The sequence below is a fragment of the Streptomyces cellostaticus genome (assembly GCF_023630175.1).
GTDB classification, from domain to species: domain Bacteria; phylum Actinomycetota; class Actinomycetes; order Streptomycetales; family Streptomycetaceae; genus Streptomyces; species Streptomyces cellostaticus_A.
This window is the reverse complement of sequence record NZ_JALLIN010000007.1, coordinates 17,292-44,226: the sequence shown is the minus strand read 5'-3', so window position 1 is coordinate 44,226 and position 26,935 is coordinate 17,292. Positions and strand designations below refer to the sequence as shown.

At 70.5% G+C, this 26,935-nt stretch carries 26 protein-coding genes, 1 tRNA gene and 1 pseudogene; 15 read left to right on the top strand and 13 right to left on the bottom strand.

Going from position 1 to position 26,935, the window contains the following annotated elements:
• Together MXD57_RS06305 and MXD57_RS06300 are read right to left on the bottom strand one after the other, a co-directional pair.
• The gene (locus tag MXD57_RS06305; RefSeq protein WP_250400296.1) at window positions 1–864 is read right to left on the bottom strand and encodes a helix-turn-helix domain-containing protein; all 864 of its coding nucleotides are present in this window, start codon (window positions 862–864) and stop codon (window positions 1–3) included.
• Window positions 865–1,007: 143 nt separating this feature from the next.
• Window positions 1,008–1,853, bottom strand: a complete 846-nt coding sequence (locus tag MXD57_RS06300; RefSeq protein WP_250400295.1) for a helix-turn-helix domain-containing protein — start codon at window positions 1,851–1,853, stop codon at window positions 1,008–1,010.
• A gap of 200 nt (window positions 1,854–2,053) precedes the next feature.
• Here MXD57_RS06300 and MXD57_RS06295 point away from each other — a divergent pair, with 200 nt between their 5' ends.
• The 4 genes from MXD57_RS06295 to MXD57_RS06280 all read left to right on the top strand — a co-directional run bounded on the left by MXD57_RS06295 (window position 2,054) and on the right by MXD57_RS06280 (window position 5,244).
• A complete protein-coding gene (locus MXD57_RS06295) occupies window positions 2,054–2,359 on the top strand; it encodes a 4a-hydroxytetrahydrobiopterin dehydratase (RefSeq protein ID WP_250400294.1) in 306 nt (101 codons plus the stop codon).
• A gap of 4 nt (window positions 2,360–2,363) precedes the next feature.
• Window positions 2,364–3,113 (top strand): class I SAM-dependent methyltransferase, encoded by a 750-nt coding sequence (locus tag MXD57_RS06290; RefSeq protein ID WP_250400293.1) that lies wholly within the window; start codon window positions 2,364–2,366, stop codon window positions 3,111–3,113.
• 378 nt (window positions 3,114–3,491) lie between these two features.
• A complete protein-coding gene (locus tag MXD57_RS06285) occupies window positions 3,492–4,385 on the top strand; it encodes a class I SAM-dependent methyltransferase (RefSeq protein ID WP_250400292.1) in 894 nt (297 codons plus the stop codon).
• Window positions 4,386–4,542: 157 nt separating this feature from the next.
• Window positions 4,543–5,244 carry an SDR family oxidoreductase gene (locus tag MXD57_RS06280; protein WP_250400291.1) on the top strand — a complete coding sequence of 234 codons (702 nt, stop codon included), beginning with the start codon at window positions 4,543–4,545 and terminating at the stop codon, window positions 5,242–5,244.
• Window positions 5,245–5,257: 13 nt separating this feature from the next.
• Here MXD57_RS06280 and MXD57_RS06275 read toward each other — a convergent pair whose 3' ends face one another.
• Window positions 5,258–5,986 (bottom strand): glycoside hydrolase family 75 protein, encoded by a 729-nt coding sequence (locus tag MXD57_RS06275; RefSeq protein ID WP_250400290.1) that lies wholly within the window; start codon window positions 5,984–5,986, stop codon window positions 5,258–5,260.
• A 183-nt stretch (window positions 5,987–6,169) separates the two neighbouring features.
• On the opposite strand from MXD57_RS06275, the gene MXD57_RS06270 reads away from it, so the two are divergent.
• On the top strand, window positions 6,170–6,781 hold the full coding sequence (locus tag MXD57_RS06270) for a hypothetical protein (RefSeq protein ID WP_250400289.1): 612 nt from the start codon (window positions 6,170–6,172) through the stop codon (window positions 6,779–6,781).
• A gap of 44 nt (window positions 6,782–6,825) precedes the next feature.
• Here MXD57_RS06270 and MXD57_RS06265 read toward each other — a convergent pair whose 3' ends face one another.
• The 3 genes from MXD57_RS06265 to MXD57_RS06255 form a co-directional block, all read right to left on the bottom strand.
• The gene (locus tag MXD57_RS06265) at window positions 6,826–7,662 is read right to left on the bottom strand and encodes an aldo/keto reductase (protein ID WP_308290657.1); all 837 of its coding nucleotides are present in this window, start codon (window positions 7,660–7,662) and stop codon (window positions 6,826–6,828) included.
• Between the two features lie 126 nt (window positions 7,663–7,788).
• Window positions 7,789–9,615, bottom strand: coding sequence for an AMP-dependent synthetase/ligase (locus MXD57_RS06260; RefSeq protein WP_250400288.1), 1,827 nt, complete (start codon window positions 9,613–9,615; stop codon window positions 7,789–7,791).
• Window positions 9,616–9,981: 366 nt separating this feature from the next.
• Entirely contained in the window at window positions 9,982–10,860 is an 879-nt protein-coding gene (locus MXD57_RS06255) for a LysR substrate-binding domain-containing protein (RefSeq protein WP_250400287.1), read from the bottom strand.
• Window positions 10,861–11,028: 168 nt separating this feature from the next.
• Between MXD57_RS06255 and MXD57_RS06250 the strand changes: the two genes are divergently transcribed.
• Entirely contained in the window at window positions 11,029–12,090 is a 1,062-nt protein-coding gene (locus tag MXD57_RS06250; RefSeq protein ID WP_250400418.1) for a bile acid:sodium symporter family protein, read from the top strand.
• A 406-nt stretch (window positions 12,091–12,496) separates the two neighbouring features.
• A complete protein-coding gene (locus MXD57_RS06245; RefSeq protein ID WP_250400286.1) occupies window positions 12,497–13,024 on the top strand; it encodes an isochorismatase family protein in 528 nt (175 codons plus the stop codon).
• 368 nt (window positions 13,025–13,392) lie between these two features.
• Here MXD57_RS06245 and fdhD read toward each other — a convergent pair whose 3' ends face one another.
• On the bottom strand, window positions 13,393–14,241 hold the full coding sequence (gene fdhD, locus MXD57_RS06240) for a formate dehydrogenase accessory sulfurtransferase FdhD (protein WP_250400285.1): 849 nt from the start codon (window positions 14,239–14,241) through the stop codon (window positions 13,393–13,395).
• A 364-nt stretch (window positions 14,242–14,605) separates the two neighbouring features.
• On the opposite strand from fdhD, the gene MXD57_RS06235 reads away from it, so the two are divergent.
• Entirely contained in the window at window positions 14,606–15,553 is a 948-nt protein-coding gene (locus MXD57_RS06235) for a beta-ketoacyl-ACP synthase III (protein ID WP_250400284.1), read from the top strand.
• A gap of 337 nt (window positions 15,554–15,890) precedes the next feature.
• Window positions 15,891–15,975, top strand: a tRNA-Leu gene (locus MXD57_RS06230).
• Window positions 15,976–16,220: 245 nt separating this feature from the next.
• Here the strand turns inward: MXD57_RS06230 and MXD57_RS06225 are convergent.
• Window positions 16,221–16,577, bottom strand: coding sequence for a hypothetical protein (locus tag MXD57_RS06225; RefSeq protein WP_250400283.1), 357 nt, complete (start codon window positions 16,575–16,577; stop codon window positions 16,221–16,223).
• 356 nt (window positions 16,578–16,933) lie between these two features.
• Here MXD57_RS06225 and MXD57_RS06220 point away from each other — a divergent pair, with 356 nt between their 5' ends.
• Window positions 16,934–17,281 (top strand): hypothetical protein, encoded by a 348-nt coding sequence (locus MXD57_RS06220; protein ID WP_250400282.1) that lies wholly within the window; start codon window positions 16,934–16,936, stop codon window positions 17,279–17,281.
• A gap of 45 nt (window positions 17,282–17,326) precedes the next feature.
• Entirely contained in the window at window positions 17,327–18,166 is an 840-nt protein-coding gene (locus MXD57_RS06215) for a hypothetical protein (protein WP_250400281.1), read from the top strand.
• A 123-nt stretch (window positions 18,167–18,289) separates the two neighbouring features.
• Here MXD57_RS06215 and MXD57_RS06210 read toward each other — a convergent pair whose 3' ends face one another.
• Window positions 18,290–18,988: a hypothetical protein gene (locus MXD57_RS06210; RefSeq protein WP_250400280.1), complete on the bottom strand. Its 699-nt coding sequence runs from the start codon at window positions 18,986–18,988 to the stop codon at window positions 18,290–18,292.
• 587 nt (window positions 18,989–19,575) lie between these two features.
• Between MXD57_RS06210 and MXD57_RS06205 the strand changes: the two genes are divergently transcribed.
• The 3 genes from MXD57_RS06205 (at window position 19,576) to MXD57_RS06195 (ending at window position 23,399) form a co-directional block, all read left to right on the top strand.
• Entirely contained in the window at window positions 19,576–19,983 is a 408-nt protein-coding gene (locus MXD57_RS06205; RefSeq protein WP_250400279.1) for a hypothetical protein, read from the top strand.
• Window positions 19,984–20,028: 45 nt separating this feature from the next.
• On the top strand, window positions 20,029–22,263 hold the full coding sequence (locus tag MXD57_RS06200) for a hypothetical protein (RefSeq protein ID WP_250400278.1): 2,235 nt from the start codon (window positions 20,029–20,031) through the stop codon (window positions 22,261–22,263).
• A 119-nt stretch (window positions 22,264–22,382) separates the two neighbouring features.
• A complete protein-coding gene (locus MXD57_RS06195; RefSeq protein WP_250400277.1) occupies window positions 22,383–23,399 on the top strand; it encodes a hypothetical protein in 1,017 nt (338 codons plus the stop codon).
• Between the two features lie 147 nt (window positions 23,400–23,546).
• On the opposite strand, the pseudogene MXD57_RS06190 reads toward MXD57_RS06195, so the two are convergent.
• Together MXD57_RS06190 and MXD57_RS06185 are read right to left on the bottom strand one after the other, a co-directional pair.
• A pseudogene (locus MXD57_RS06190) lies at window positions 23,547–23,783 on the bottom strand (IS5/IS1182 family transposase); the annotation flags it as partial.
• A gap of 408 nt (window positions 23,784–24,191) precedes the next feature.
• Entirely contained in the window at window positions 24,192–24,737 is a 546-nt protein-coding gene (locus MXD57_RS06185; protein ID WP_250400276.1) for a hypothetical protein, read from the bottom strand.
• 88 nt (window positions 24,738–24,825) lie between these two features.
• On the opposite strand from MXD57_RS06185, the gene MXD57_RS06180 reads away from it, so the two are divergent.
• Entirely contained in the window at window positions 24,826–25,317 is a 492-nt protein-coding gene (locus MXD57_RS06180) for a transposase (protein ID WP_308290658.1), read from the top strand.
• Window positions 25,318–25,403: 86 nt separating this feature from the next.
• Here the strand turns inward: MXD57_RS06180 and MXD57_RS06175 are convergent, their stop codons facing one another.
• A complete protein-coding gene (locus MXD57_RS06175) occupies window positions 25,404–26,270 on the bottom strand; it encodes a YwqG family protein (protein WP_284505167.1) in 867 nt (288 codons plus the stop codon).
• A gap of 66 nt (window positions 26,271–26,336) precedes the next feature.
• Window positions 26,337–26,825, bottom strand: a complete 489-nt coding sequence (locus MXD57_RS06170) for a DUF4265 domain-containing protein (protein WP_250400273.1) — start codon at window positions 26,823–26,825, stop codon at window positions 26,337–26,339.
• Between the last annotated feature and the right edge of the window lie 110 nt (window positions 26,826–26,935).

Genomic DNA, 26,935 nt, shown 5'->3' with positions numbered 1-26,935 from the left:
TCACAGTGTCCCGCGATACTCCCGCAGCACCTGCCGGGTCCGGCGCGCGGAGGAGGCCCGGGCCGTCATGTGGTCAAGGACCTCCAGATGTGTGGAGACCTCCTGGCGGGAATCCAGATACAGGGCGCCGGTGAGGTACTCGGTGAACACCATGTCCGGCAGCTCCGGCTCGGCGAACCGGAACAGGGTGAACGGCGCGTACGTCCCCGGGTGCGGGCCGGCGGCGAACTCGGCGAGCTGGAGGGTGACGCGGTCCCGGTCGGCGTACTCCAGCAGCCGGTCGAGCTGGTCGCGCATCACCGCGCCGTCCACGCTCACCGGCCGCCGCAGCACCGTCTCGTCCATGATCACCCAGAGGTGGGGCGGATCCTCCCGTTCCAGCAGCCGCTGGCGCGCCATGCGCAGCGACACGTGCCGCTCCGTCGTCCCCGGCCCGGTGCGCCCGATCGTCCCGGCCTCCAGCACCGCGCGCGCGTACGCCTCGGTCTGCAGCAGGCCGGGCACGAAGTGCGGCTCGTAGGAGCGGACGATCCGGGCGGCCCCCTCCAGGCTCACGTACAGGCTGAACCAGTCCGGCAGCACGTCGTGGAACCGCTGCCACCAGCCCGGCTGGTTGGCCTCCTCGGCCAGCCGGACGAACGCGGCCTGCTCCTCCCCGGCCGCCCCGTAGGTGGCCAGCAGCACCTGCACGTAGGGGATCTTCAGCGCGACCTCGGCCATCTCCATCCGCCGTACGGTCGCCGACGCCACCCGGAGCACCCGGGCCGCCTCCTCGCGGCTGAGGCCGGCCGCCTCCCGCAGCTCCTGCAGCCGCTTGCCCAGCACCACCTGGCCCACGGTCGGCGCCGCCCGCCGCTCACTCACAGCCGGTCCTCCCCCTGGGGCCTCTCGTCTGGATCATGCCGTGTCCGAACAGGACGACCTGCGCGCCGAGGTACGCCGGCAGTCTGTCACGCCACGCCTCCGCCGCACACGCGCTCCAGCGGACCCGGGGCCGGTCGGGGGCCTCAACCGGCCAGTGTGCGAAGGTACTTGGCGGTGGCCGGGTCGGCCGGCAGGAAGGTCTCGATGGCGAGTTCGGCGACCGTGACGTCCATGGGCGTGTTGAAGGTGGAGATCGACGACACGAACGACAGGATCCGTCCGGCGTGCTCGATGCGCAGCGGCAGCGCGAAGTACGGCACCGGACCGGCCGGTTCGTCACCGGACACGTCCTCGGGGACGCCCTCGGGCGCCGGGTACCCGGCGACCTCCTCGTACAGGGCCCGAAGGCGGTCCGACCGGTCCAGCGCGATCTGCCGCTCCATCTGCGCCAGCAGATGCCCGCGCCACTCGCGCAGGTTGCGGATGCGCGGTGCGAGGCCCTCGGGGTGCAGGGTCAGCCGCATCGCGTTGGGCGCCGGCGTCATCAGCTCCTCGGGGACGCCCTCCAGCAGCAGGGCGATGCCCCGGTTGGCGGCGACCACCGTGTACCCGGCGTCGACCACCAGTGCCGGATAGGGCTCGTAGCCCTGGATCAGCCGTTCCATGCCGTCGCGCAGCGCGTCCAGCGCCGGGTCGTCCAGCGGGGTCTCCGGGTAGCGCGGGGCGTAACCCGCCGCCAGCAGCAGCGCGTTGCGCTCCCGCACCGGTACCTCGAGGTGCTCCGCCAGCCGCAGCACCATCTCCTCGCTGGGCCGGGACCGGCCGGTCTCGATGAAACTGATGTGCCGGGCGGAGGAGTCGGCGCGCAGCGCCAGCTCGAGCTGGGACACCCGGCGCCGCTCCCGCCAGGAGCGCAGCATCCGGCCGGCCCGACCCTTGTCGGCGTTCGAGGCGGCGGAGGCGGTCGGGCCGGTGGCGGCGATGGTCATGCCGTCGACCGTAGCCGAGCGGTGTGCCCGGCGCCGGGTCCCGCCGCATGCCCTTCCCCCCCCGGCCACGGGGCGCGAAGGGAGCCGAACGGAGTGCCCGCACGGCCGAACGGAGTGCGGGGCGCACCGGACCGGGTGCCCGGGCGGCCGGACGTGGCAGGCTGAACGCGTACCCGCACCGCCCGGAGGGAGACCGTCACATGGCCGTGGAACCGCTGTCGCAGAAGGAGATCGAGGACCGGCTGGCCGAACTGCCCGGCTGGTCGCTGGACGGAGACCGGCTCACCCGCTCCTACCGGCTCGGCTCGCACTTCGCGGCCGCGGCACTGGTCGTGCACATCGCCGGCATCCAGGACGAGCTGGACCACCACTCCGACCTCACGCTCGGCTACAACACGGTTCAGCTCGCCGTCAGCACGCACAGCGCCGGCGGCGTCGTCACGGGGAAGGACTTCGACCTCGCCCGGAAGGTGGAGGACATCGCCCCCGGTCACGGAGCACAATGACGGTGTGCTCGACTACGACGAGGAAGCGGACGCCTACGACGCCTCGCGCGGCGGCGAGCCGCGCGCCGAGGCGGCGGCCGAGGCCGTGCTCGGCCTGATACCCGACCGGCCGGGCCGGCTGCTGGACGTCGCCTGCGGCACCGGCAGCGTCACCCGGCGCCTGGCCGCGGCCCGGCCGGCGCTGCGGGTGACGGGCGCCGACCTCTCCGCCGCCATGGCCGGCCGGGCGGCCCACCGCCTCCCCGGCGGCATCCTGCGGGCCGACTGCCGCCGCCTGCCCTTCGCCGACGCCACCTTCGACGCGGTCACCGGCGTCTGGCTGCTGCACCTGCTGTCCGGCCCCGCCGAGGTGCGCGCCGTCGTCGCCGAGTGCGCGCGGGTCCTCAGGCCCGGCGGGATCTACGTCACCACCGTCGACAAGGCAGGGGCGCACGACGTCGGCAGCGACATCGACGCCGTCCTGGTCCCCCGCCCGCGACGCCCCGCTCAGGACACCGCCGACGCCGTCACCGGGTACGCCGCCGCCGAGGGACTCGTCCCGGCCGGGCGGGCCGACTTCCCCGGTGTCGGCCAGGGCCGCAGCCCGCGCAGCACCGTCGCGGACCTCAGGCGCGGCTGGTTCACCCTGCTGACCCCGGACGACCCCCGCACCGAGGAGTTCGCCGCCCGGCTCGCCCGTCTGCCGGACCAGGACCGGCGCCGGCCGGACCCGGTGTTCTCGTTGCGCGCCTTCCGCAGGCCGGCCGCCACCTGAGCAGCAGGGCTCCGGTGATCTCGGCCGGATGTGCGACCCCGGCCACGGCGGCAACGCGCGCAACGGCAGCGACGCCACCGGCGCCCTGCCGGGGCGCCGACCGGGCACTGGTTCTCCGCCCAGGTCCAGCAGTTGACGCGGATCGCCTGCCCGCCGCTGCCCCGACCGGCCGAGCGCCTGCCCGCCGCTGCCCCGACCGGCCGAGCGCCCGCCCGCCGCTGCCCTGACCGGCCGAGCGCCCGCCGGGGCGCGGCCCGCGCCGGCCGCGCCCCGGCGCATCCCCTTTTTTTTGCGGCACCGGCAACAGAACTGGCCCGGGCCGCGCGTCCCGGCGCAGGCTGTCCGCATCCGGACGAGAGCGCCCAGGAGGCCGAACCCATGGCACACGAACACCACATCCACCACCCGCACCAGGGGCACCAGCATGACGGCGACGTCGACTGGGGCGCGATGGCCGAGATGCTGGAGACGGAGGCCGAGGTGTCCACACCGGCGTACTCCCGGGCCCTGGCCTGGCTGAGCAAGGAGGTGACCGAACCCGGGCTGATCGTCGACGCGGGCAGTGGACCCGGGGTGCTCTCCGGCCTCTTCGCGGAGACCTTTCCCGGCGCCCGGGTGATCGCCGCCGACAGCTCCGAGCCGCTGCTGGAGCACGCCCGGACCCGCGCCGCCCGCCTCGGTTACAGCGACCGCTTCGGCACCCTCGCCGGTGAACTGCCCGGCGCGCTGCGGGAGCTGGAGTACCCGGCGGACCTGCTGTGGGCGAGCCGCAGCGTGCACCACCTCGGTGACCAGCGGGCCGCGCTCACCGCGTTCGCCGAACGGCTCGCGCCCGGCGGCACCCTGGCCATCCTGGAGGGCGGCCTGGCCCCCCGCCACCTGCCCCGCGACATCGGCTTCGGCCGTCCCGGACTGCAGGCGCGGATCGACGCCGTGCAGGAGGACCGGTTCGCCCGGATGCGGGCCGAGCTGCCGGACGCCGTCGCCGAGACCGAGGACTGGCCCGCGCTGCTCGCCGCCGCCGGCCTGAAGCACACCGGCACCCGCAGCTTCCTGCTGGACCTGCCCGCCCCGGTCCCGGACCGGGTCCGTGCCCACGTCGTCGCCGTGCTGACCCGGACCCGGGACATCCACGCCGACGCCCTCGACGCGGGCGACCGCGCCACCCTCGACCGCCTCCTCGACCCGGCCGACGAACGCAGCGTCCACCATCGTCCGGACGTGTTCGTCCTGGCGGCCCACACGGTGCACCGCGCGGTCCGGCCCGTGTAGCGCGGACCACGCCCGGTCGAGGGCTCCTTTCACCAGGAGCGCCCGATCCGACCGCGCGACCCGGGCGCTGCTGGTGCAGGGCCCGCTGAGGGACTTGACCTGGAGAGCGCTCCAAGTGATGGACTCCCCGCGTTCACCGACGTTCCAGGGGGAAATCATGAACGACTCACCGGTCGCGCTCATCACCGGCGGCGGCAGCGGGATCGGCGCCGCCGTGGCCCGGCAGTTGCTGGACGCCGGGCACCGGGTCACCGTCACCGGGCGCGGCGAGCGGCGGCTGCGGGACTTCGCCGAGGGCCTGGGCCGCCCCGCCGGGCTGCTGACGGTCGCCGGCGACGCGGCCTCCTACGACGACGTGCGCGACGCCGTCGACCGCACGCTTGAGGAGTACGGCCGGCTGGACACCGTCGTCTCCAACGCCGGTTCCGCCACCCATGACTCGGTCGCCGAGGGCGACCCGGCCGGCTGGACCGAGATGGTCCTCACCAACGTCCTGGGCCCGGCCCTCCTCATCCGCGCCTCCGTCGACGCGCTGAAGGAGACCGGTGGCCGGATCGTCCTCGTCGGCAGCGTGGCCGGTTTCGTGCCCACGCCCGGCAACCTCTACGGCGCCACCAAGTGGGCGGTCACCGGGCTCGCCGAGAACACCCGGCGCCAGGTCACCGAGTTCGGCATCGGGGTCACGCTGGTCGCCCCGGGCCGGGTCGAGACGCCCTTCTGGGACGGCTACGGCAGCCTGCCCCCAGGCCGTCTGCTGACCGCGGAGCAGATCGCCGGCTCCATCGTCTGGGCGATCCGCCAGCCGGCCGGGGTCGATGTCAACACCGTCGTGGTGCGGCCGCTGGGACAGCCCAACTGAGGTGTGCCGAGCATCAGTTGTCCTGCAGGAACTGCCTGGCCAACTGGTCCCCGAGGAAGACGGCCGCGCGGTGGCTCTCGACGGGGGACACCCTGGAGTTCTTGAACAGGACGTACGTCACGCCGGAGTCGACCCCGCCGGTGGCCGGGTCGGGGCCGATGCCGAGCGCCTCGGCGGTGGCGTACGAGGCCTCGCCGATGATCGCGGCGGGGCCGGTGTCGCCGACGACGGTGTACTCGACCCTGCCGTCGCAGACGACGGCGACCACGCCGCCGCCGGTGATGCCGGCGCCGGGGTAGTCCCAGAGACTGCTGGCGCCGGGGACCACCGCATGGGGCAGGTACCCGGCCTCCAGGGGCCCGCCGTCGGACTGGCGGAACGCGGTGTCGGCCTGGTACCGGGGATCGCGGTCCTCGTCGCATCCGGTGATCCGCCGGCCGTCGCAGTCGACGTCCATGTCGGCCTTCCAGAACACCGCGCCGTTCATTCCGCACACGGGGACCGTCGCCGGGGTCTCCTCGTCCGGCCGGTACCTGCCGTGGGAGATCTGGGAACAGGACGTCACCTTGGCGAGCAGTTCCGCGGCGCCGACCGTGCCCTCCCGGCGGGAGGCCGGCGGGGCGTCGGGGCCGGTGCCGGACGGTTCGTCGGGAGTGGGGCCGGAGGCCTGTGCGGGAAGCGCTCCGGCGGCTGGGAGAGCGGCCCCGAAGGCCGCGAGGAGGGTCGGTGGACGCAGGCGCACTGTGGGAGGTCCTTCTGTTAGGAAAGTTTCCTTACCAGGTGCTGCAAAGTGGTGCACGCGCATGCCCTAGCCAAGTCCCTGTGCGAGGGTCCGCGTTGTGTTCGGTTTTGCGGGGCTCCGCCTCACGCGGAAGACTGGTCATGTCGAAGCGAGCGGCCACAGGGCACGCGGAGGCGAGATGTCATGTTCGTGCGCACCGTCTACGTGACCGGCGACCCGGCCAAGATCGACACAGCGGTCCGGGCGCTGAACACCGAGGGACGCGAACTGCTCGAGGAACGCCCCGGCTACCTCGGGGCCGGCGTCTTCACCGACCACGAACTGGGCAAGCTGCTGGCGGAGAGCTGGTGGGCCTCCGAAGAGGCGCGCAGCAACAGCGACACCGTGATGCGGCAGCACCGGGAGGCCCTGCTGGAGCCGTTCGCGGGCACCCTGACGGTGGAGAACCTCCAGGCGGCCGTCCACCGTTCGCTGCGGGTGCCGCGCATGGGCGGCGGCCTGCGCGTGTCCCGGGTGGAGTTCGATCCGGCGGACGCCGACCTGTTCACGGAGACCTTCCGGTCGACCGTCCTCCCGCGCCTGGAGACCCTGCCGGGCCTGGTCCGTACCGCCCTGCTCATCGACCGGGAGCACGGCCGGGGCCGGGTCGGCGCCCTCTTCGTCGACCGCGCCTCGATGGCCGCCTCCCGGGCCGGTCAGGCGGCGGCCCGTCACGAGGGCGTGGCGAAGGCGCGGGTCGGCGTAGTGAGTCTGGAGGAGTTCGAGGTCGTGCACGCGGACGTGCTCCCCGGCTGAGTCCGGCGGTCCGGGAGACGGCCGGGTGCCGGACCGTGCGGCTGTCAGACCAGTTCGAACGTGGCCGGGTCCGGGCCGAGACGCCGGTCCTCGTTGAGGGCGCTGATGGCCGCGAGGTCCTCGTCGTCCAGGCTGAAGTCGAACACCTGGATGTTCTCCCTGATCCGCGACGGCGTCACCGACTTAGGGATCACGACGTTGCCGAGCTGGACGTGCCAGCGCAGCACGACCTGCGCCGGGGTGCGGCCGTGCTTGCGCGCGATGGCGACGATCGCCGGCACCTCCAGCAGGCCCTTGCCCTGGCCGAGCGGCGACCAGGCCTCGGTGGCGACGCCGTGCTCCGCGTGCAGCTCGCGGGCCTGGTGCTGCTGCAGGTGCGGGTGCAGCTCGATCTGGTTGACCGCCGGAACGACCGAGGTCTCGCCGATGAGCCGGCGCAGGTGTTCCGGAAGGAAGTTGGAGACGCCGATCGCCTTCACCCGGCCGTCGGCGTACAGCTTCTCGAACGCCTTGTAGGTGTCGACGGAGGTGCCCCGGGACGGCAGCGGCCAGTGGATGAGGTACAGGTCCACGTAGTCGAGGCCCAGCTTCCGCAGCGACGTGTCGAACGCGCGCAGCGTGGAGTCGTACCCCTGGTCGCTGTTCCAGAGCTTGGTGGTGACGAAGATGTCCTCGCGGGGCAGTCCGGAGGCTGCGACGGCCTTGCCGGTGCCCTCTTCGTTGCCGTAGATCGCCGCTGTGTCGATGCTGCGGTACCCGGCCTCGAGCGCCGTGGCGACGGCCTGCTCGGCCTCGTCGTCGGGCACCTGCCAGACGCCGAAGCCGAGCTGGGGCATCTCGACGCCGTTGTTGAGGATGATCGGGGGGACCTTGCTGCTCACGAGCTCGTTGATCCTTCGGTTGTCGACAGGTGGTACCCCATCGTCAACGATCAGGGGCCCCGCCGCATTCCGGACGGCGCGAACCGCGCCGGGAGATCCCGGCCGGTGCCGGCCGCCCGCGGCGCCTCAGGCCCGGTACAGCGCCTCGACCTCCTTGTCGTACGCCTTCTCGATGGCCCTGCGCTTCAGCTTCAGCGACGGGGTCAGCAGGCCGTGCTCCTCGGTGAACGGCTGCGCGAGGATGCGGAAGGTGCGGATCGACTCGGCCTTGGAGACCAGGGTGTTGGCGGCGACGACCGACCGCCGCACCTCCGCCTCCAGATCCGGGTCGCGCACGAGCTGCGCGGGACCGAGCCGGGGCTTGCCGCGCATCTGGAGCCAGTGCTCTACGGCCTCCTGGTCGAGGGTGACCAGGGCGGCGATGTACGGCCGGTCGTCGCCGACGACGATGCACTGGTTGACCAGCGGATGATCGCGCACCCGTTCCTCCAGCACGCCCGGGGAGACGCTCTTGCCATTGGAGGTCACCAGAATCTCCTTCTTGCGGCCGGTGATGGTCAGATAGCCGTCCTCGTCCAGCACGCCGAGGTCACCGGTGGCGAGCCAGCCGTCGTGCAGGGTGCCGTCGGTGGCCTTCTGGTTGTTGAGGTAGCCCTGGAACACGTTGCCGCCGTGCAGCCAGACCTCGCCGTCGTCGGCGACGTGCACGGTGACACCCGGGATGGGCCGGCCCACGGTGCCGTAGCGGGTGCGCTCGGGCGGGTTGGCGGTGGCGGCCGCCGAGGACTCGGTCAGGCCGTAGCCCTCGTAGATCTGCACCCCGGCGCCGGCGAAGAACAGGCCGAGCCGCCGGTCCATCGCCGAACCGCCGGACATCGCGTTCCGGATGCGTCCCCCCATGGCCGCGCGCACCTTCGAATAGACGAGCTTGTCGAAGAGCTGGTGCTGCATCCGCAGACCGGCCGACGGTCCGGGCCCGGTGCCCCACGCCTTGGCCTCGACGGCGTCCGCGTACTTCACCGCGACGTCGACGGCCTTCTCGAAGGGCCCGTCCCGGCCCTCCTTCTCCGCTTTGCGCCGGGCCGAGTTGAACACCTTCTCGAAGACGTACGGCACCGCGAGGATGAACGTCGGCCGGAAGGCCTGCAGATCCGGCAGCAGGGCGTCCGCGTGAAGCTGCGGCTGGTGGCCGAGGCGGACCCCGCCGCGGATCGTGGCGACCTCGACCATCCGGCCGAAGACGTGCGCGAGCGGCAGGAACAGCAGGGTGGACGCCTCGTCGCCCTTCTTGGTGTGGAACACCGGTTCCCAGCGCCGGACGACCGTGTCCGCCTCGTACATCAGGTTGCCGTGGGAGAGCACGCAGCCCTTGGGGCGGCCGGTCGTGCCCGAGGTGTAGATGATCGTCGCGACCGACTCCGGGGTGACCGCCTCCCGGTGCCGGTGCACGACCTCGTCGTCCAGGTACGCGCCGGCGTCGTACAGCTCCTGCACACAGCCCGAGTCGAGCTGCCACAGCTCACGGAGCCGCGGCAGGCGGTCGATCACGGTGGCGATGGTCATCGCGTGGTCCTCGTGCTCCACGACCGCCGCCGTCACCTCGGCGTCGTACAGCATCCAGAAGCACTGCTCCGCCGAGGACGTCGGATAGACGGGGACCACCTGCGCGCCGATCGTCCAGAGCGCGAAGTCGAACAGGGTCCACTCGTAGCGCGTGCGGGACATCAGGGCGACCCGGTCGCCGAACCGGATGCCCCGGGCGAGCAGGCCCTTGGCCAGGGCGAGGACCTCGTCCCGGAACTCGGCGGAGGTCACGTCCCGCCACTGCCCGGACTCGTCCTTGCGGCCCAGTGCCACGTGCCGGGGATCCGTGCGGGCACGCTCGAAGAGGGGGTCGGCCAGTCCGCCCACCGGCGGCGCCGACGTCAACGGAGGGGTGGTGAACTCGTGCAATCCCTCGCTCCCCGTCCTCGCTCTTCGGTCACGCCCGCCGTGCTCCGCACGGCGCCGTGAAAGCTACCCCACCCGTCAGCTTGGCGGGAGGGGTGCGGAAATCGAGCAAACCTCGCCTTCCTACCCGCCGACGAGCGGAAAATGCGCTCACATGGGTAAGGGCCGGACACAATACTGACGAGTCAGTAACTTCCGGTACCGCAATCTCCACCGAATCTGTACGACGCGCTTACTGCGCGTGGACCCGGCCGGACGGCCGAAGGGCCCGAAGCGCCTCCCCGCCGCGCCGGGCCCCGGGGCGCCCGAGAGTGGCCGGGCCGTGGATCACCACCACCCCGCCGCTGCCCAGGGCGGGCGGCTCACGGGTCAGCCGGCGGCGCGCCGGCGGCCGTGCAGCCGGTCGCCGCCGCTGAGGATCGCCGCCGCCAGCGCGTTCGCCGCGGCGTCCGCGGCACCCCGGTGCCTGCCGTGCACCAGGACGAAGTCGACCTTCCCCAGCTCCGGCAGGGCCGGGCGCTCCGGCAGCCGGAACAGGCCCGGCGGGATCAGCCGCCTGGAGTGGGCCATGACGCCCAGCCCGGCGCGGGCCGCGGCGACGAGGCCGTTGAGGCTGCCGCTCGTGCACACGATCCGCCACTCGCGGCCCTGGGCCTCCAGTGCCTCCAGGGCACGGGCCCGGGTGATGCCGGGTGGGGGATACACGATGAGCGGGACCGGGCGGTCGGGATCCAGACGCAGGTTCTCGGCGCCGATCCACACCAGGTCGTCACGCCACACCAATGCGCCGCGCGGGTCCTCGGGCCGCCGCTTGGCCAGCACCAGGTCCAGCTTGCCCGCGGCGAGACGCTCGTGCAGCGTGCCGGACAGCTCCACGGTCAGCTCCAGGTCGACCTCGGGATGGTCGTGGCGGAAGTGCTCCAGGATCTCCGGCAGCCGGGTGAGGACGAAGTCCTCCGAGGCGCCGAAGCGCAGCCGGCCGCGCACCCGGGTGCCGGTGAAGAACGCCGTCGCCTGCTCGTGCACCTCCATCAGCCGGCGTGCGAAGCCCAGCATGGCCTCACCGTCCTCGGTCAGCTCGACCGAGTGGGTGTCCCGGGCGAAGAGCTGCCGGCCGGTGGCGTCCTCCAGCCGCCGCACGTGCTGGCTGACCGTCGACTGGCGCAGCCCCAGACGCCGTGCGGCCTGCGTGAAACTCAGCGTCTGCGCCACCGCCAGGAAGGTGCGCAGCTGGGTGGGGTCGTACACACCGGCAGCCTACGTCGTCATCGTGGGACGTGATGACAGTCAGAGTGGTATGCCGGATTCCCGATCGGCTCCCGCAAGGAGACGATGGACGGGGTCCCTCCGGACCCGTGGACCTACCCGACGAACAGCGAGTGGAGCAGCGTGAAACGCCCGCACTGGCCGAGCTGGATGCCGATCGACCCGTACATCGTGCTGCTGATCGGCACGGTGGGGCTCGCGGCACTCCTCCCGGCCCACGGCACGGGCGCGGACGTCGCCTCCGGGGCGTCCACCGCGGCGATCGCCTTCCTGTTCTTCCTCTACGGCGCCCGGCTCTCCACCCGTGAGGCGCTGGACGGCCTGCGCCACTGGCGTCTGCACGGCACCGTGCTGGCCTGCACCTTCGTCGTCTTCCCGGTGCTGGGCCTGGCCGCCCGCGGACTGGTCCCGGCGCTGCTGACCCAGCCGCTGTACCAGGGGCTGCTGTTCCTGACGCTGGTGCCGTCCACGATCCAGTCGTCGATCGCGTTCACCTCGATCGCCCGCGGCAACGTGCCCGCCGCCATCTGCGCCGGCTCGTTCTCCTCCCTGGTCGGCATCGTCGTGACCCCGCTGCTGGCGGCGGCGCTGCTGGGCAACGGCGGTGGCGGGTTCTCCGCCGACTCGCTGGTGAAGATCGTGCTGCAACTGCTCGTGCCGTTCGTCGCCGGGCAGGTGCTGCGCCGGTGCGACGTCGGACGGGGGCGCGCGAAGCGCGTCGGGCGGGATGGCGGTGGGCGACGGGAGGGCGGCTTCGTCGCCAGGCACCGGAAGCTCCTCGGCCTGGTCGACCGCGGCGCGATCCTGCTGGTCGTCTACACCGCGTTCAGCGAGGGCATGACCCAGGGCATCTGGCACCAGGTCGGCGCCGTCCGGCTCGCAGCGCTGCTCGCCGTCGAGGGCGTGATCCTGGCCGTGATGCTGCTGCTGACGTGGTACGGCGCCCGGGCACTCGGGTTCGGCCGCGCGGACCGGATCGCGATCCAGTTCGCCGGGTCGAAGAAGTCCCTGGCCGCCGGTCTGCCCATGGCGAGCGTGCTGTTCGGCGCCCACGCCTCCCTGGCCGTGCTGCCGCTGATGCTCTTCCACCAGATGCAGCTCATGGTGTGCGCGGTCATCGCCAAACGGCGCGCCCACGACCCCGAGGCCGCCGAGCCACCGGCCGGGCCGGCCGCGGCGTCGCCCACCGCGGCCGGCACCGGTTCCCGCTGAGATCCGCCGGCCGGTCCCCGGCCGTCGCTCCGGGCCGCTGCCGGCCGCGGCCCCGTTGCCCGTCGTCAGCCGCGGATCCACTGCCCGCCGCCGGCGCAGGACCCGGCGTCCGTTGCCGGCCGTGGCTCCCGGGGCCCGCCCTCGCAGCCCGTCGCCGCGGCGCGGCACCGCGTGGTGCCGCTCCCCGCCGGCGTACACGGTGGCCGCGGTACCGCCGCCCCACGGGAAGCACCCGCCACCCCCTCGCCCAGGACGGCGCCGATCCGACCCGCCCGCCGTGACAGGGAGGTCCGTGCGGGCGGCGGCGAACCACTCGCGCCGCCGTCGACGACTGAACGCGATCAGTTCATGGCCCTGTCGATCGGGATTTCCGGGACCTTCGGCTGACGGCGGTTAGCGTTCCGTCATGACCGCAGCCCCCGCGCTCGACCCCCGGCGCACCGCCCTCGTCCTGGTCGACCTGATGGACCGTGTCGTCGCGCTGCCCCTGGAACCCCGCAAGGGCACCGAGGTACTCACCACCGCCGAAGAGCTGGCCGCCGCCTTCCGCGCGGCCGGGGCGCTCGTCGTGCTGGTCCGGGTCGAACGCCCCGCGACCACCGAGCAGCCGCCCGGCAGCGGACTCGTGGCCGGGCTGCGCCGGGACGGGGACCTGGAGGTGGTCAAGCGCACCATCGGCGGCTTCCAGGGCACCGGCCTCGACGAGCGGCTGCGGGAACGCGGTGTCCGCACGCTGGTGTTCGGCGGCATCGCCACCAACCTCGCTGTCGAGTCCACCGCCCGCGCCGCCGCCGACCTCGGCTACGACCTGGTCTTCGTCGAGGACGCCATGGCCGCGCTCACCGCCCCCGAGCACCAGGCGTCGGTCCGGCTCGACTTCCCGCGGCTGGGCACGGTGGTCAAGGCGCGGGACCTGCGTCCGGCGCACGGCTGAGCGGCCCGGCCGTCCGCGCCCAAGAGCGGCCGCGAGGCCGGTCCACGTCTTGCGCCCGTCGGCCGCGAACCATCGCCGGCGCCCGCTTGCCGCCGGCGACGGCTCGCGGTCGGCGCCCCGCGTGCTACGAGCGGCGGCGGGGCCGACGGACCCCGCTCCACGATCGGTGCGACGGTCGATGTCCCGGCCCGAGGGCGGCGCGGCGGTGGCCGATCGATCCACTGGGACCCTCGGCGGTGGCCGGTCGCGCAACCGGACTCTCACGCCGCAGGCAGCGGGACTCCCACAGTGCAGGGGGGACTCCCACGGTGCAGGGGGGGCGCTCGCCGACGGCAGGCGACCCGCCGCCGCGACCGAGACAGACCCGGTCAGCGCTCCGCGGCCCCGGCCGGCAGGGCGACCCGGTGCTCGCCCGCGTACACGTTCATCGAGCTGCCCCGCAGGAAGCCCACCAGGGTCAGGCCGGTCTCGGCGGCCAGGTCGACGGCCAGCGACGACGGCGCCGACACGGCGGCGAGCACCGGGACCCCCGCCATCACGGCCTTCTGCGCCAACTCGAACGAGGCGCGGCCCGACACCAGCAGGACGGTGCGGGACAACGGCAGGTCGGCGTTCTGCAGCGCCCGCCCGACGAGTTTGTCGACCGCGTTGTGGCGGCCCACGTCCTCCCGTACGTCCAGCAGCTCGCCGTCCTCACCGAACAGGGCTGCCGCGTGCAGCCCGCCGGTGCGGTCGAAGACCTGCTGGGCCGCCCGCAGCCGTTCGGGCAGGCCCGCGAGCAGCGCCGGGGTGACCCGGACCGGGGGAGTGTCGGCGATCGGCCAGTGCGTGGTGGTGCGGACGGCGTCCAGGCCGGCCTTGCCGCACAGCCCGCACGAGGAGGACGTGTACACGTTCCGCTCCAGGCTGAAGTCGGGCAGCTTCACGCCCGGCGCGGTCTTCACGTCGACCACGTTGTAGGTGTTCGCCCCGTCCGCGGTGGCCCCCGCGCAGTAGACGATGTTCTGCAGGTCGGCGGCGGTGCCCAGCACGCCCTCGCTCACCAGGAAACCCGCCGCCAGCGCGAAGTCGTCGCCGGGTGTACGCATGGTGATCGCGAGGGGCCTGCCGTTCAGCCGGATCTCCAGCGGCTCCTCGGCGACGAGTGTGTCCGGCCGGGTGGAGACAGCCCCGTCCCGGATGCGGAGGACCTTGCGGCGTTCCGTGACTCGTCCCATGTCCTGATCTGCCCCGGTTCTGTACGTGCTGGCAGCCGAAACGGCCCTTGATGCGAAGGTCGCCGCGGGACACCGGGTGTTGTGCGGTGCGGTGACCTCGGCGCTCCCATTGTCCTGCACCCGGAGTATGAGGTGGCTGCCCGCTGCCCGCTGCCCACCGCGCCGGCCCCGTCGTGCGCGGCGACGGCGCGAGCGTCACCGGCACCGGCGCCGAGGGCCCCGGCCATCAGCGAGGGGTTCGAGGGTGTGACGGAAGCCGACAACTCGGATGCCCGATTCCTGTGCCCTCACCTGCCGTCGTACTCGCGAGTCACTGACCAGACTGGGGCTCCCGCTACCCACGGCAACGAGGGGGACCCCCGACATGCACGGCTCGCGCATCGCGGCCATCGGCCACTACCAGCCCGCCAGGGTGCTCACCAACGACGACCTGGCCGGCATGGTCGACACCAGCGACGAGTGGATCCGCAGCCGGGTGGGCATCCGGACCCGGCACATCGCGGGCCCCGACGAGCCGGTCGACGAACTCGCCGCGCACGCCGCCGCCAAGGCGCTCGCCGCCGCCGGTCTCACGCCCGGTGACATCGACCTGGTGCTGGTGGCCACCTCCACCGCCATCGACCGCTCCCCGAACACCGCGGCCCGGGTGGCCGCCCGCCTCGGCATCCCGCAGCCGGCCGCGATGGACGTCAACGTCGTGTGCGCCGGCTTCACCCACGCCCTCGCCACCGCCGACCACACCGTACGGGCGGGCGCCGCGACCCGGGCACTGGTCATCGGCGCCGACAAGATGTCCGAGGTCACCGACTGGAGCGACCGCAGCACCTGCGTCCTGGTCGGTGACGGGGCCGGGGCCGCCGTGGTCGAGGCCTGCGCGTCGGGCCAGGAGCCCGGGATCGGGCCGGTGCTGTGGGGATCGGTGCCGGAGATGGGCAACGCGGTGCGCATCGAGGGCACTCCGCCCCGGTTCGCACAGGAGGGGCAGAGCGTCTACCGGTGGGCCACCACCCGGCTCCCCTCCATCGCCCGGCGCGCCTGCGAGAGGGCCGGACTCGACCCCGCCGACCTCGCCGCCGTCGTCCTGCACCAGGCCAACCTGCGCATCATCGAGCCCCTCGCGCAGAAGCTGGGCGCCGTGAACGCCGTGGTCGCCCGCGATGTCACCGAGTCCGGCAACACCTCCGCGGCCAGCATCCCGCTCGCCCTGTCCAAACTGCTCGAGCAAGGGGCGGTCCGCAGCGGCGACGCGGCCCTGCTGTTCGGTTTCGGTGGCAACCTGTCGTACGCGGGACAGGTCGTCCGCTGCCCCTGACGCCCGGCGCGCCGGCGGGGGAGGGGGGCAGCGTCCACCCGGCCTGTGCGGACGCGTCGACGCTGCCCCGCCGGAACTCGTCACCGTCCGCGCCCCGCGACCCGCTCGGCACCCAGGCGTACTGACCGCGAGCGTTGTCAGCGCCGTCCGGACGGCTCCCGGAGCCGACGCGGTGCGCTACGCGGACGGTTACATTCCGTGCACCTCGGCGGCCGGGCCGGCAAGGGCCCCGCCCCGCACCCACCCTGCGGATACGCAGGTGAAACGCACTCCGAAACCTTGGTATTGTTGTCCGTGTCGCCGCGGGGAACACCCCCGGTCAGGCGGCAGACACCTGGTCCGGGTGGCGGAATGGCAGACGCGCTAGCTTGAGGTGCTAGTGCCCTTTATCGGGCGTGGGGGTTCAAGTCCCCCCTCGGACACACGTGGGGACGTTCACGAGATCGTCCCGAAGCGCTCACGAATTACCGGTCGAGTCATGTGACTCACCGGTAATTCGTCGTTTCTGGGGCCTTGAGCCTCGTGATCGGCCCGATGAGGGGGTGAGGCGGTGGCGGTCCAGGAACTGCGCCCCTCACCTGCGGAAACAGGGCATGCCTGCGCGACGGCTGGTAGCCGTGGCACAGGCATGTGGGGTTTTCAGGGCTCGGAGCGCGGCGGAGGTGGTTCACTCACGTGGCGGAGGCTCGACCTGCTCGATCGGAAGCGGTCGCGCCAGGGGCGGGTCGGAGGGCGCACCGGGTTGGGTTGCGGCGCTCTGCGTGCTGGCTTTGCGGGGCTGGATGCCCTGGTCGCGGAGGAACCGTCGGATGGCTCTGAGGTTCGCCACGAAGATGATGACGGCATTGAGCAGGGTCTGTGCGACGCGTCCGTGCGGCAGGCGGAGCTGGGGATTGTCGATGCTGTCGAGGGCGGACTTCTTCAGGTTGCCGTTGCCCCCCTCGTTCTGACTGCGCAGTCCGGACCAGGCTTCCTGCCACAGCGGGGTGAACAGGGGGTATTTCTGCCGCCACTTGGCCAACACGGTGCCCGGGACGGTGATGCTCTTCCCCCTGCAGATGTCGGGGTAGACGGGGGTGTCCCGCTTGGGCCTGGGGATGGTGGGCAGGGCTGCCGGGGTACGGACAGTGGGGGCGTCGAGGTCGACGACGGTGGACGGGCGTGGCTGGGGCCGGCGGTAGCAGGTGACCGTGGCGTGGGATCCGAGGGCGGGGCACTGTCGACGCTGGTCCCCTGCAGGCCCGTACTCCTTGATCTTGGTCTGGTAGTCCTTCCGGGACTGGATCAGGTTGAGTGCGTGGGCGCGGTCCTCGTCCGTGCGGCTGTCGATGTATGTGGCGCCTGCAGTGATGAGCGGGGTGTGCGGTACTGACTCCGCAGTTGGCGACTGCCGAACGTGACGTGCTTCGGAAGCTGTTTACGCAGGGATGGCCGGTAGGGACGATGTGGTTCGTTATCTCGCGGTTCGACGAGGCGGGTGTGGACCCAGAGTACGACCTGGCGGAATACCGGGAACTGAGTGCTCGCAAGGTTCGCGAGTTGCGGGAACTGTTCGAATTGGACGACAGGGTACCGGTATTCGTTGTCTCGCAGGACCCGTTCCAGACGGCAGGGCCGGATACACATCTCAGCCGAGAGATCTGGGATGATTTCCGTGGCTGGGACGGCATGAGAGACCTTGCGGATGCTTTCGAGGCGGTATCCCCTTCGGCACTGCCCGGATGGTGACATAAGGCCGGGCAACGGTACTGGACAGCGGTCCTGGACGAAACCGTGGCCGAACTGAGGAGGCAACTGTCGGACTACACGGCACGTGCCGAAGTGGCTGCCAGTGGCGTCGCTCGCCGCGACGTATGGGAGAGGGAACTCGACACTCTCGATCGAGCCGCCCAAGCCAGCCTCGACGGTCTCGTCGAAGAGGTGATGCGGCAGTCGTGGGAGCCGAGTTTCGGCTCCGACGAACTTCAGGCCGAGATTCAGCGCACGCTCGACGAGTGGTTCACCAAGCACGAGGTCCGCCTCCAGCGGTTGCGGCAGTCGATCCGCAAGACCAAGGAGCGAGAGCGCGCCCGACCCTCCTGGGCAGGCTTTGCTTCGCTGGTCGCCACACTCGGGCCCGGGGAGGATGCCTCCACAACCCCGGCAGGGCCCGGCGGTGCCGCAGAACATGTCGAGACGGTCGGGACCTTGTTGATCGGTATGTTGAAGGCCGCGAACAAGACACCCGGGCAGATCGCCAGCGGGAAGGCCGGGTCGGCGAAGGCGGCTCGGGACCTGGGACGGCCCATCGGCATCGCCGAAGCCGCGCTTCCCCTCGCCGTCTACCTGGCGAAAGTCGTCGATGAGCAGGGAACGAAGCGCGCGCGCCAGAACCATGACAAGGTGGCGGCCGAGAAGCGACAGCCGGTCGTCACTGAGTGCACGCAGCGCGCTCGTGACACCTGGCAGCCGTTCGTCGACGACGTGCGTGAAGCGATCGTCGCGGAGACGAGAGACCAGGTCGACCTCGACGCGCGCCTGCGCCAACTCGTCGAGCAACTGCAAGAGGCTTTGGCGGAAGGCGAGAGTCTCTTTCGAGCGGGTACCGTGCCGCTGCTCGAGACAGAGGCATAAGCGAGTCGGGCCACTGTGGTCCGACTTCGAGGAACAGGTCATCAGCGGGTCTTCGAAGTCGGCGGGGGTGCGGCCACGCGGGATGCTCCTCCCCGTCGGACCTCCGCCGCTCCATGAAGTGAATTACTTGCCCGTGCTGCGCTGGTAGAGCCAGATGGCATGATCCAGTTCCCAGGGAGTGCAGCCGATGATCTGCGCTGCAGCAGTCAGCAGTATGCGGCCCTCAGACACGCCCATAGGACGCTTCAGAACGTGGGCCAGCCAGTTCAGAACCATACGGTCCGGCTTGATGCCTGTGTCGTCGCCGGCAAGCATCCACAGGTAGCTGAGCCGGACCCCGTGGGCGCCATGGCCCGGCACCTGGGCCAGCGCCTTCTCCACCCTGGCGAGGCGATTGTCGTCGGCCAGCAGCTTGTCAACGTCGATGAGGAGATCCACGCCATGGCCCACGAGGATCCGCGCATAGTCCACGGCCGCCTCGGCCTTGAGGATGCCGCCCCTCGGAGACGTGCGTCCACAGTTGTCGAGGACGGCGGCTAGGGCGGGCATGTCCGCAGCACACTCCACGAACCGGGACAGCGGCTCCTCCCCACCGGGGTGCTCGGTGCCGCGCGGGTACAGCCGATGCTCAAGTCTCATATGATCGGCGTATCTGCGGCACACGTTCACGACGCCTGAGTAATGGGCGTTGATCGAGAAGACCGCGTCGAGCACACACAGCGACAGATGAGCCCACCGCTTCAGCCCGGACTCCGGTCCGCACCGGACGATGTCCAGCCGCTTGGCGGCCATGACGACCGCCTTGATGTCCTGCTCCTCCATGTTGCTCCCCCTGGTCAGTTCCCCTACCGGTGCGGGCCGACTCGTCCGGCACTGCACGGCGGCGTGTCATGCACTCGCGCGGACCGGGAGCCAGTCTTGCTTCAGATGGCGGTCTGCCGACGCTATCACCAGCGCCGTGAGCATGGTGGACTCCCGTTTTCTCGGCCGGCCCGAATGTTCGGCTCGGTAAGCCAGAGTTGGCTGCCCTCTGCACGTTCGTACGCGTGTCCGTGACGGGTCGGCTGCCGACCAGCGGGCCTTCTGGTGCGCAATCCAGCCGCCCGCGTCGACCTCGGTCGAGTCATGTGACTCACCGGTTCTTCGCCGTTCGAAAGCGGCCGGCTCGTCGAACGCCACGAGCTCAGCGCCGCCTCAGCCACCTCAATCGCTCCAGGACGACGATTACTCGGGCGGGCCACCGGCAGGCCGGTGGCCGTTGAAACGATGCCGAGCCATGCTGTTCAACTGCCCTATGTGAAAATGCCGTTGCCGATGTGAAGCGGTACGCCAGAGAGCTGATGGGGGTAGGGGCCGTGGCAGGAAGTACTCAAGGCGAGCAACACGCTGGAACGGGGCAGCCCGTTGGAATGCGGTTGAACCAGCTGCCGGCCGACCTGGGCGGTGGTGGCTCCACGGGCGGTGGGCAGCCGGACCTCGCGTCCTCTCCCGCCGAGAAGAAGGCCGCGGCGAACACGCTCCACAACGAGATCGAGCCACACACCACGACGGCGGGGGCCTGGGCGGATGACGAGACGAGCGCCGTGGTGAAGGCGTTCGATGCGAAGGACGGGAATGGCTGGGTCACGTCCAGTGCCGTGAGCAAGGCGCACAAGACCTGGAGTGAACAGGTCCAGAACCTGGTGAACCAGTTGTCGTGGGACGAATCGGCCCTCCGGAACAACAACACATTGATGACCGGGACGGACGTCGGAGTGGGCGCCGGAGTGCGCAAGGTGTCCGTGCTCGACACGTACTCGCCGCCACCAGAGCACTGACAGACAACCGAGCTGTCTCGCACGCCACTGGACTAACGGGGACCCATGCCGACATACCACGAGATCCTGACGACAGACCTGTCCACGCTCACCACGGCCGCCGAACGCTGGGACGGCATGGCGAAAGAGCTCCACAAGCAGGAGACCGCCTACCGGCGGGACGTGCAAGGCATCACCCTGCGCCCGACGTGGGTCGGCGAGAGCCAGCAGGCCGCCAACGCGCGCTTCGGAATCAGGCTCACGGAGTTCCAGAACGCCCAGACCGAGGCCAAGGCGATCGCCTCACTTTTGCGCGATGCGCACACCCAGTTCGTGGACCTGCGCAAGAAGCTCGAGTCGGCCCGGGACGATGCCATCGCCCAGGGGATGAAGGTGTCGGACCAGGGCGTGGTCTCGTACGACACCGGGAGGCTCAGCCAGGGAGATCGCCAGGCACTCGCGCATGATCCCGACTACCAGGAGAGCGTACGCAAAGCCGTCGCCTCCTGGCAGGCCAGCATCGACCAGTGCGTGAAGGACCTGGACGACGCCGACAAGGGCGTCGAGGTCGCCTTCACCGCTGTCGTGAAGGGCCCCGACGCGGGCCTCGGCAAGGCCCCCGACTTCAACGGTAAGGCTCAGGGCGACATCGAGAAGTACGAGGCCGACGAGGGCAAGGACATCGCGCTGCGCGTCAACTCCGGCAAGGCCACGGCGGCCGACTACCGGGAACTGCAACGCCTCTTCCACGACAACTCCGGCGACAAGGCGTTCAGCCAGACCCTGCTGGACGAACTGGGCGCCAAGGGCACGCTGCAGCTCTCCAACAGCCTCGACGGCCTTGCTTACCACAACGACAAACAGCACAGCGGCCAGTACCTGGACATCCAGAAAGGCCTCGCCACCACGCTGGCGACCGCGACCCAGGACCCGCACTCGTCCTTCTACAAGGACTTCCGCGAGGACATGCGCAAGGCCGGAACCGAACAGTTCAAGGTCGATGGCCTCAGTTCCATCCCGGACGAGAAGGTCCGCGGCTACCAGAGCCTCGCTACGCTGATGCAGCAGGGGCACGGCTACAACGGGCAGTTCCTGGAGGACACCGCGGACGACATCCGGCACGCGGAGGAGTCGTACACGGCCAAGGGGGACAACCCGACCGAGTCCATCTGGGCCCTGCGGGACAAGTTCAGCGGCAAGGACCGGGGCTGGTTCGCCAACGACCCGCTCGACGGCGTGCTCGGCATCATGTCCCATGATCCCAAGACCAGCACCGAGTACCTGGACCCGGCCCATAACGACAACCTGGAGTACCTGCTCCACGGGCGGGACTGGGACACCGTCGTGGACCACTTCGCGACCCCGCCCGGCGGTACGACGACGGGCATACCCGTCCTGGCGGAGGACGGCGACGTCCGCAAGGGCTTCGGCGCGGCCCTGGAGGCCGCGACGACCGGCCAGGCGCCGGGCGACTATCACCCGATCGGTCAGCACACCGAGCCGCAGGCACGCATCCTGCAACACACGATCAATACGCTGTACACCGACCAGCATGCCCAGGACCTGCCGAAGAACCTGGTACAGCCGCTGGCCCACATCCTGACGTCGTACACGGCCGACACGCACGAGACCTACGCGGAGTCGTCGTCGAAGTACGACATCGACTGGGGCAGCGAGGGTTCCGTCTGGAGCGACAAGGACGGCTCGCACATGGCCGTAGGGCACCAGCGCCTCGCTGCCGTCATGCGCGGTATCGCCAACGACCCGGAGGCGTTCGGACACCTCTATGGGGCCGAACAGCAGTACGCACACCATGTCATGGACGGGATCCCCGCGGACGCCGGAGACAAGACGATCCGGGATCGAGTTGTGGAGTCGTCTCGTGCCATGGGCGCCTATGACGGTATCCGGTCGGACATCATCTACGACGAGCGGTTCAAGAAGACGCAGTGGGCCGCCGACTTCAACCACGGCCTGGGCACGTCCCTCAGCACGGCGCTGATGTTCAACCCCGTCAGTGATCTCAGCCCCGTGGGAGACCTCAGCCAGAGAACCCTCGACGTGTGGGCGTACGAGTCGAACAAGGAGCACGTGTCCGAGGCGAACCTCGAGGCGACCGAGAAGAACGCGAAGACCTACGACGCCGGCCAGCACGATGTCGAGAAGCTGGTCAGAGCATGGGCGGACAGCCGCGGCCATGCCGTCGACAGCGACTGGACAAAGTACTACGTCCACGCAGGTCAGAACGACTACGAGCACGGCCGTGACCGGACGCTGAGCACGCTTCGCGCCGACCGCTGACACGGCACCGAACGTCCCCCGACAGAATGAGCACGATGCAGATGAAATCCGGGTTCCGACGTATACACGCCGGGTGGTACGCAGGGGCGTGCCTGCTGGCTCTGGCGCTTGTGGCGCTCGTGCTTTACGGCACTGGGGCCGTCGGCTCGGGGAGTGACGACCGCTCACTGGACCGGGCGTGTGACGGCGCCCTGGCCCAGGACGGGCTCCGGGCGGCTCTGCACTCGTCACACCTGAGCGCCGGTGACGAGGGCGACAGCGATTACCTGGCCGCCTGCAACGTCCACAACTCGGCATCCGGCCCACAAGGCAGTTCCCTGGAGCTGAAGCTGCGTTGGAGCAGTGCGGCGGCCCCCTCCGGGACCCTCGCCTGGTACAACGCGGACTACAACGGGGTGAAGGCGCAGGCGGCCCCACTCGGCCACGGCTGGTCTGGCGTCGTCAGGTACGACAGCGGCACCTACCAGGTCATGGTCGCGCTCGACTGCGTGAACCAGAAGAGCAAGGCTCTGGTTGCCTACGGCGACCTGCTCGGTACGGCGAACAGTACGACTCTGGGCGGACTCGGCCGGGTGACCACCGAGACCGCCCAGAAGGCAGCCGAGAAGTACGGCTGCCAGGTGAAGACCGGCAAGCGGCTCACCGACCTGTCCACCGCACGGCTCGGCACGTCCGACACGGCCAAGCTGCTGCAACAGGCCGAGGGCTCGTGCGTCGCGCTGCGGGGTACGGCGGCGGCCCAGAACGGCACCCCTGAGGTCATGGAGTACCCAGCGGATCCCGACGCTCCGCAGACCAACTGCTACCTGGTGACGAAGACCGGGAAGCCCGGCTACGGCCTCTACGCCTATTACGGTGCCGCCGCCAAGGACTTCCTTACGAGCGAGCGCAGCCACCTTGAGAAGGGCTACGGCCCCACCGACAGCGACCAGGACTATGCCTGGGCCACCGCGACGTGCCCTCAGTCCGCGCAGTCGGCGGTGTTCGTGCTGTACCACCTGTACGACAGGGACACGGACAGCTATCCGGTCCCGCACTACTCCGCGTCGTTCGCCGAATTCGCACTGAAGGCCTTCGCCGACCATGAAGCGACGCAGCGCGGTTGCACCGCCGTGCAGATGATGTCCCGGGCATGAAGAAATCCGGGCGGATGGTCACAGCCTTGTTGTGCACCGCTCTGATGGCAGCGGCGGCGGGCTGCAGCTTCGCGGTGTTCTGCAAGCAGTCCTTAACGGACATGGCCTGTACCTGTGGTTCCTCGGAGACTGAGGCGCCAGGCCGGCTCAGCTCTGGAGCCATAGCCGGACAGCCGCAGCGGTGACCGTGCCGTGGAAGACGTAGGCCCTCTTGTCGTATCGGGTGGCAGCCGCCCGGGAGTTCTTGAGCCGGTTGATCGTCGCTCGACTTCGTTACGGCGTTTGTATCTCTCGCTGTCGAAGCCGGTTGGCCGGCCGCCCCCCACTGCCGCGGCGTTTGCGGTTGGCTCGTTGGGCCTTCGGTTCGGGGATGATGTGTCTGATCGGCGGCATGGCAGTTGCTCGACGGTACTTCAGAGGCATAAACGCACCCCAGAAATAATTTCGCGCGCATGCATTCGGGGAGTGATCTCGGGGCCCGCGGGAATCTCAACATCAATTAGCCCTGTTGCGCCTGGTCAAGGGATCTCGTGAACGTCCCTGGACCTGGAAGATCCCGGCTTCCACCACAGCGTCCTGTCCGACTTCCGCGACCGGCTCGCCGAAGGCGGCCGCGCCGACCGGCTACTGGGACTCGCGCTCACCAGGATCCGACGGGCCGGCCTGCTCAAGGGGCGCGTCACGCAGCGCACCGACTCCACCCACGTCCTGTCCGCCGCACGGGAGCTGACCCGCCTGGAGCTGCTGACCGAAGCGGTCCGCGCCGTGCTGGAAGAGGCGGCCCGCGACGCGTCAGAGGTGCTGGACGAGCTGGTCACCGCCGAATGGGCCCAACGCTACGGCCGGCCGGTTCGCCTGTGCTCCCAGCCCAGCCACCCCGTCGCCCGCCTGGAGCAGGTGGGCAACGACGCCCGCGAACTGCTGCAACGCCTTGACGCCCGGTTGCCCGGCGGCGCTCCGGCGCAGGCGAACGTGCTCCGAACAATCCTGGTGCAGCACTTCCTGGTGGATGCCAAGGGGCGGTTCAGGCCGCGTACGAAACGCGACGGCCGGCCGCCCTCCCGGATTCAGATCGAGTCGCCGTACGAGACCGAGGCACGCTTCACGCGCCGCGGCGACACCCGCTGGACCGGCTACCTCGTGCACGTGACCGAGACCCGCGACGACAAACGGATCAACATCATCACCGACGTGGCCACCGCCGTCTCCAGCGCGGACAGCCAGGCACTGCCCGGCATCCCCGCCCGCCTCAGGCGACGGCGCCTGCTGCCGGACCGGCACCTGGTCGACGGCGGCTACACCTCCGTGGCCGGCATGGACGAAGCCGCCCGGCTGCACCGCGTCACCCTGATCGGGCCGCTTCCGCCCAGTACCACCCCGCAGCACCGGTCAGGGGACGGCTTCGGCCGGGAGAACTTCATCATCGATTTCGACCAGCGCGAGGTGCCCCAACGGGCAGGTCAGCGGCAACTGGCAGGACCTGCCGGTGGCCGAGCCGACCAAGGTCACAGTCCGGTTCGACGCCCGCCAGTGCGGCCGCTGCCCCGAGCGGGCCAAGTGCACTCCAGGCCCGTTTCGCAGCCTGTACTTTCCCACCCGCCGCCTGCACGAACTCCAGACCAAGAACCGCGCCGACCAGCAGGATGCCAACTGGCGCCGACTCTACGAGCGACGCTCGGGGGCCGAGGGCACCATCGAGGAGTTCACGGACGGCCACCGCGGACGCCGGTGCCGCTACCGCGGCCTGGCCAAGACGCACGTCCAGCACGTCCTGACCGCACTCGCGATCAACGTCGAGCGGCTGAGCCTTCAAGAACCCGCCGACGGCTCGTACCGGCCCCGCCCTCCCACAGCATTCCAGCAGTACCTCGACGCACGCGACTTACCCCGGCCTCTGTGGTGGCGCCAAGGGAAGTGACGCCCGTCCTCAAGATTCCCGACAGAGTCACTCACTCGGCAGGCTCAGCCTGTACTGGACTCCGCAGGCGGGAGGTGCCACGGTCATCAGCAGCACTGCCAGGTGAACATCACCCGGTCGAAGCGCCGCTCGGCCAGGTCTTCCGGACGGATCAGCCAGTACAGCGCTCCGACGTCGCCCCACATCATGTCCGCGGCGTCCTCGCTGTCGAACTGGGCCAGCAGCACCCAGTTGCCCGCCTCCTCGGACAGCCGCGGGTCGTCCCAGGACACCTCGCCGTCCAAGACCGCCTCCGCGATCTCGATCTCGACCGGGTTCTGCACTGAGTGAGCGTGGCCGCCGATCTGATGCCCCACCTCGTCGCCGAACTCCCACAGCGCATCGAGGAACACCTGCGAGCAGACAGGGTGGTCGTACCGGTTCCCCAGCGGGGCGCCCGGAGCGAAGACGGCCCGTACCGACGGATGCCAGGGCTCGGCCGCCGTCATCTCCATCCGAGCGGCCAGTGGCACCATCGGATACGGCTTTAGCCCGGCAGGGGCCCCACTCTCCGCCACAACGTCCCCGGCCGCTACGTAGAGCACGCGGGCGCCCGCCCAGCTCTCCCGGTCCTCGGCCAGAACGAGGGCCTCGCCGTCGTCCAACTGCCCGTCGAAGTAGAAGAACAACAGCGTTCCCGCGTCGGGCAGATCGATATCCAGCGCGGCTGTCGGCAGACGCGCGCAGTCGATCGAGGCGACGAAGGAGAGCGGTCCGTGCCCCTCCCACACCGGCCACTCCGCGCTGGCAGGCAAGGCGGGAAGACCACCGAGGCGACCCACAGCGTCGTTGGTGTCAGTTGCTACCTCAAGACGCATGCCAGGGCGAAGCAGACCGAGCCACTTCTCAGCATCCTCGGGCGACAGGTGCTGCAAGGCGAGGGATCGAAGGGCTTCTCGGGAACCATGTGTCATGCGCCCGATCATCCACGGTGCCGCTGACAGAGACCTCGGCAGCCCTCCCGCTGCACACGCAGCCGCTCAGTCCGTGGCCGTGGACCTCCAAGCAGCGGTAACGCACCCTTCTTCCCAGTGCCACCAGCCCTCCGCCGCACCATGTTCCAGGAGCTTTCGGATCCGCGGCAGGTCCGCCCCTGGCGGGACATCCAGTGCGACCATCCGAAATCTCTCGATGTCTTCGCTTGTCGTGCCGAGCTTGTGGAAGATCTCCAGAACGCTCTGCCGGGCTGCGGCTGATCCGCCGTCCTTGAGCACGATCAGCCGGATCGTGCAGTTCTCCGAAGCTCGGACCGTATCTCCAGCCCAGCGGATGCCCTCATCGTCGATCTCAACCCTGATGATGTCGTCGCTGGCGACGCCACGGACGAACCACGGGGTGTTGTCCAGCCGCACGGTGCCGTCGCCGAGGTCCACGGCCCACAGGCTCTCGACGCTCGCCGGCGGCCAGCCGTCTTCGTCCATGTCCATCCGGAAGTGGACCTTCACATGGTCGTCACTGATGTTCGTCACCGCGTCATCATCCACGCTGCATCCGTGGGTCTGGATGTGGGAGGGCGGTTGGAGGATGTCATTGGATCCGGGCGGTGGCGCAGGTGAATGTCGTGTCCTGGAGCAGCGCC

What these genes read in the sequence shown, in the direction of transcription:
- MXD57_RS06205 (WP_250400279.1), top strand. Translation starts at nt 19,576, where the DNA reads ATGCGGTTGAACCAGCTGCCGGCCGACCTGGGCGGTGGTGGCTCCACG.
- MXD57_RS06235 (WP_250400284.1), top strand. Translation starts at nt 14,606, where the DNA reads ATGCACGGCTCGCGCATCGCGGCCATCGGCCACTACCAGCCCGCCAGG.
- MXD57_RS06250 (WP_250400418.1), top strand. Translation starts at nt 11,029, where the DNA reads ATGCCGATCGACCCGTACATCGTGCTGCTGATCGGCACGGTGGGGCTC.
- MXD57_RS06300 (WP_250400295.1), bottom strand. Translation starts at nt 1,853, where the DNA reads ATGACCATCGCCGCCACCGGCCCGACCGCCTCCGCCGCCTCGAACGCC.
- MXD57_RS06295 (WP_250400294.1), top strand. Translation starts at nt 2,054, where the DNA reads ATGGCCGTGGAACCGCTGTCGCAGAAGGAGATCGAGGACCGGCTGGCC.
- MXD57_RS06245 (WP_250400286.1), top strand. Translation starts at nt 12,497, where the DNA reads ATGACCGCAGCCCCCGCGCTCGACCCCCGGCGCACCGCCCTCGTCCTG.
- fdhD (WP_250400285.1), bottom strand. Translation starts at nt 14,241, where the DNA reads ATGGGACGAGTCACGGAACGCCGCAAGGTCCTCCGCATCCGGGACGGG.
- MXD57_RS06280 (WP_250400291.1), top strand. Translation starts at nt 4,543, where the DNA reads ATGAACGACTCACCGGTCGCGCTCATCACCGGCGGCGGCAGCGGGATC.
- MXD57_RS06270 (WP_250400289.1), top strand. Translation starts at nt 6,170, where the DNA reads ATGTTCGTGCGCACCGTCTACGTGACCGGCGACCCGGCCAAGATCGAC.
- MXD57_RS06285 (WP_250400292.1), top strand. Translation starts at nt 3,492, where the DNA reads ATGGCACACGAACACCACATCCACCACCCGCACCAGGGGCACCAGCAT.
- MXD57_RS06210 (WP_250400280.1), bottom strand. Translation starts at nt 18,988, where the DNA reads ATGGAGGAGCAGGACATCAAGGCGGTCGTCATGGCCGCCAAGCGGCTG.
- MXD57_RS06200 (WP_250400278.1), top strand. Translation starts at nt 20,029, where the DNA reads ATGCCGACATACCACGAGATCCTGACGACAGACCTGTCCACGCTCACC.
- MXD57_RS06175 (WP_284505167.1), bottom strand. Translation starts at nt 26,270, where the DNA reads ATGACACATGGTTCCCGAGAAGCCCTTCGATCCCTCGCCTTGCAGCAC.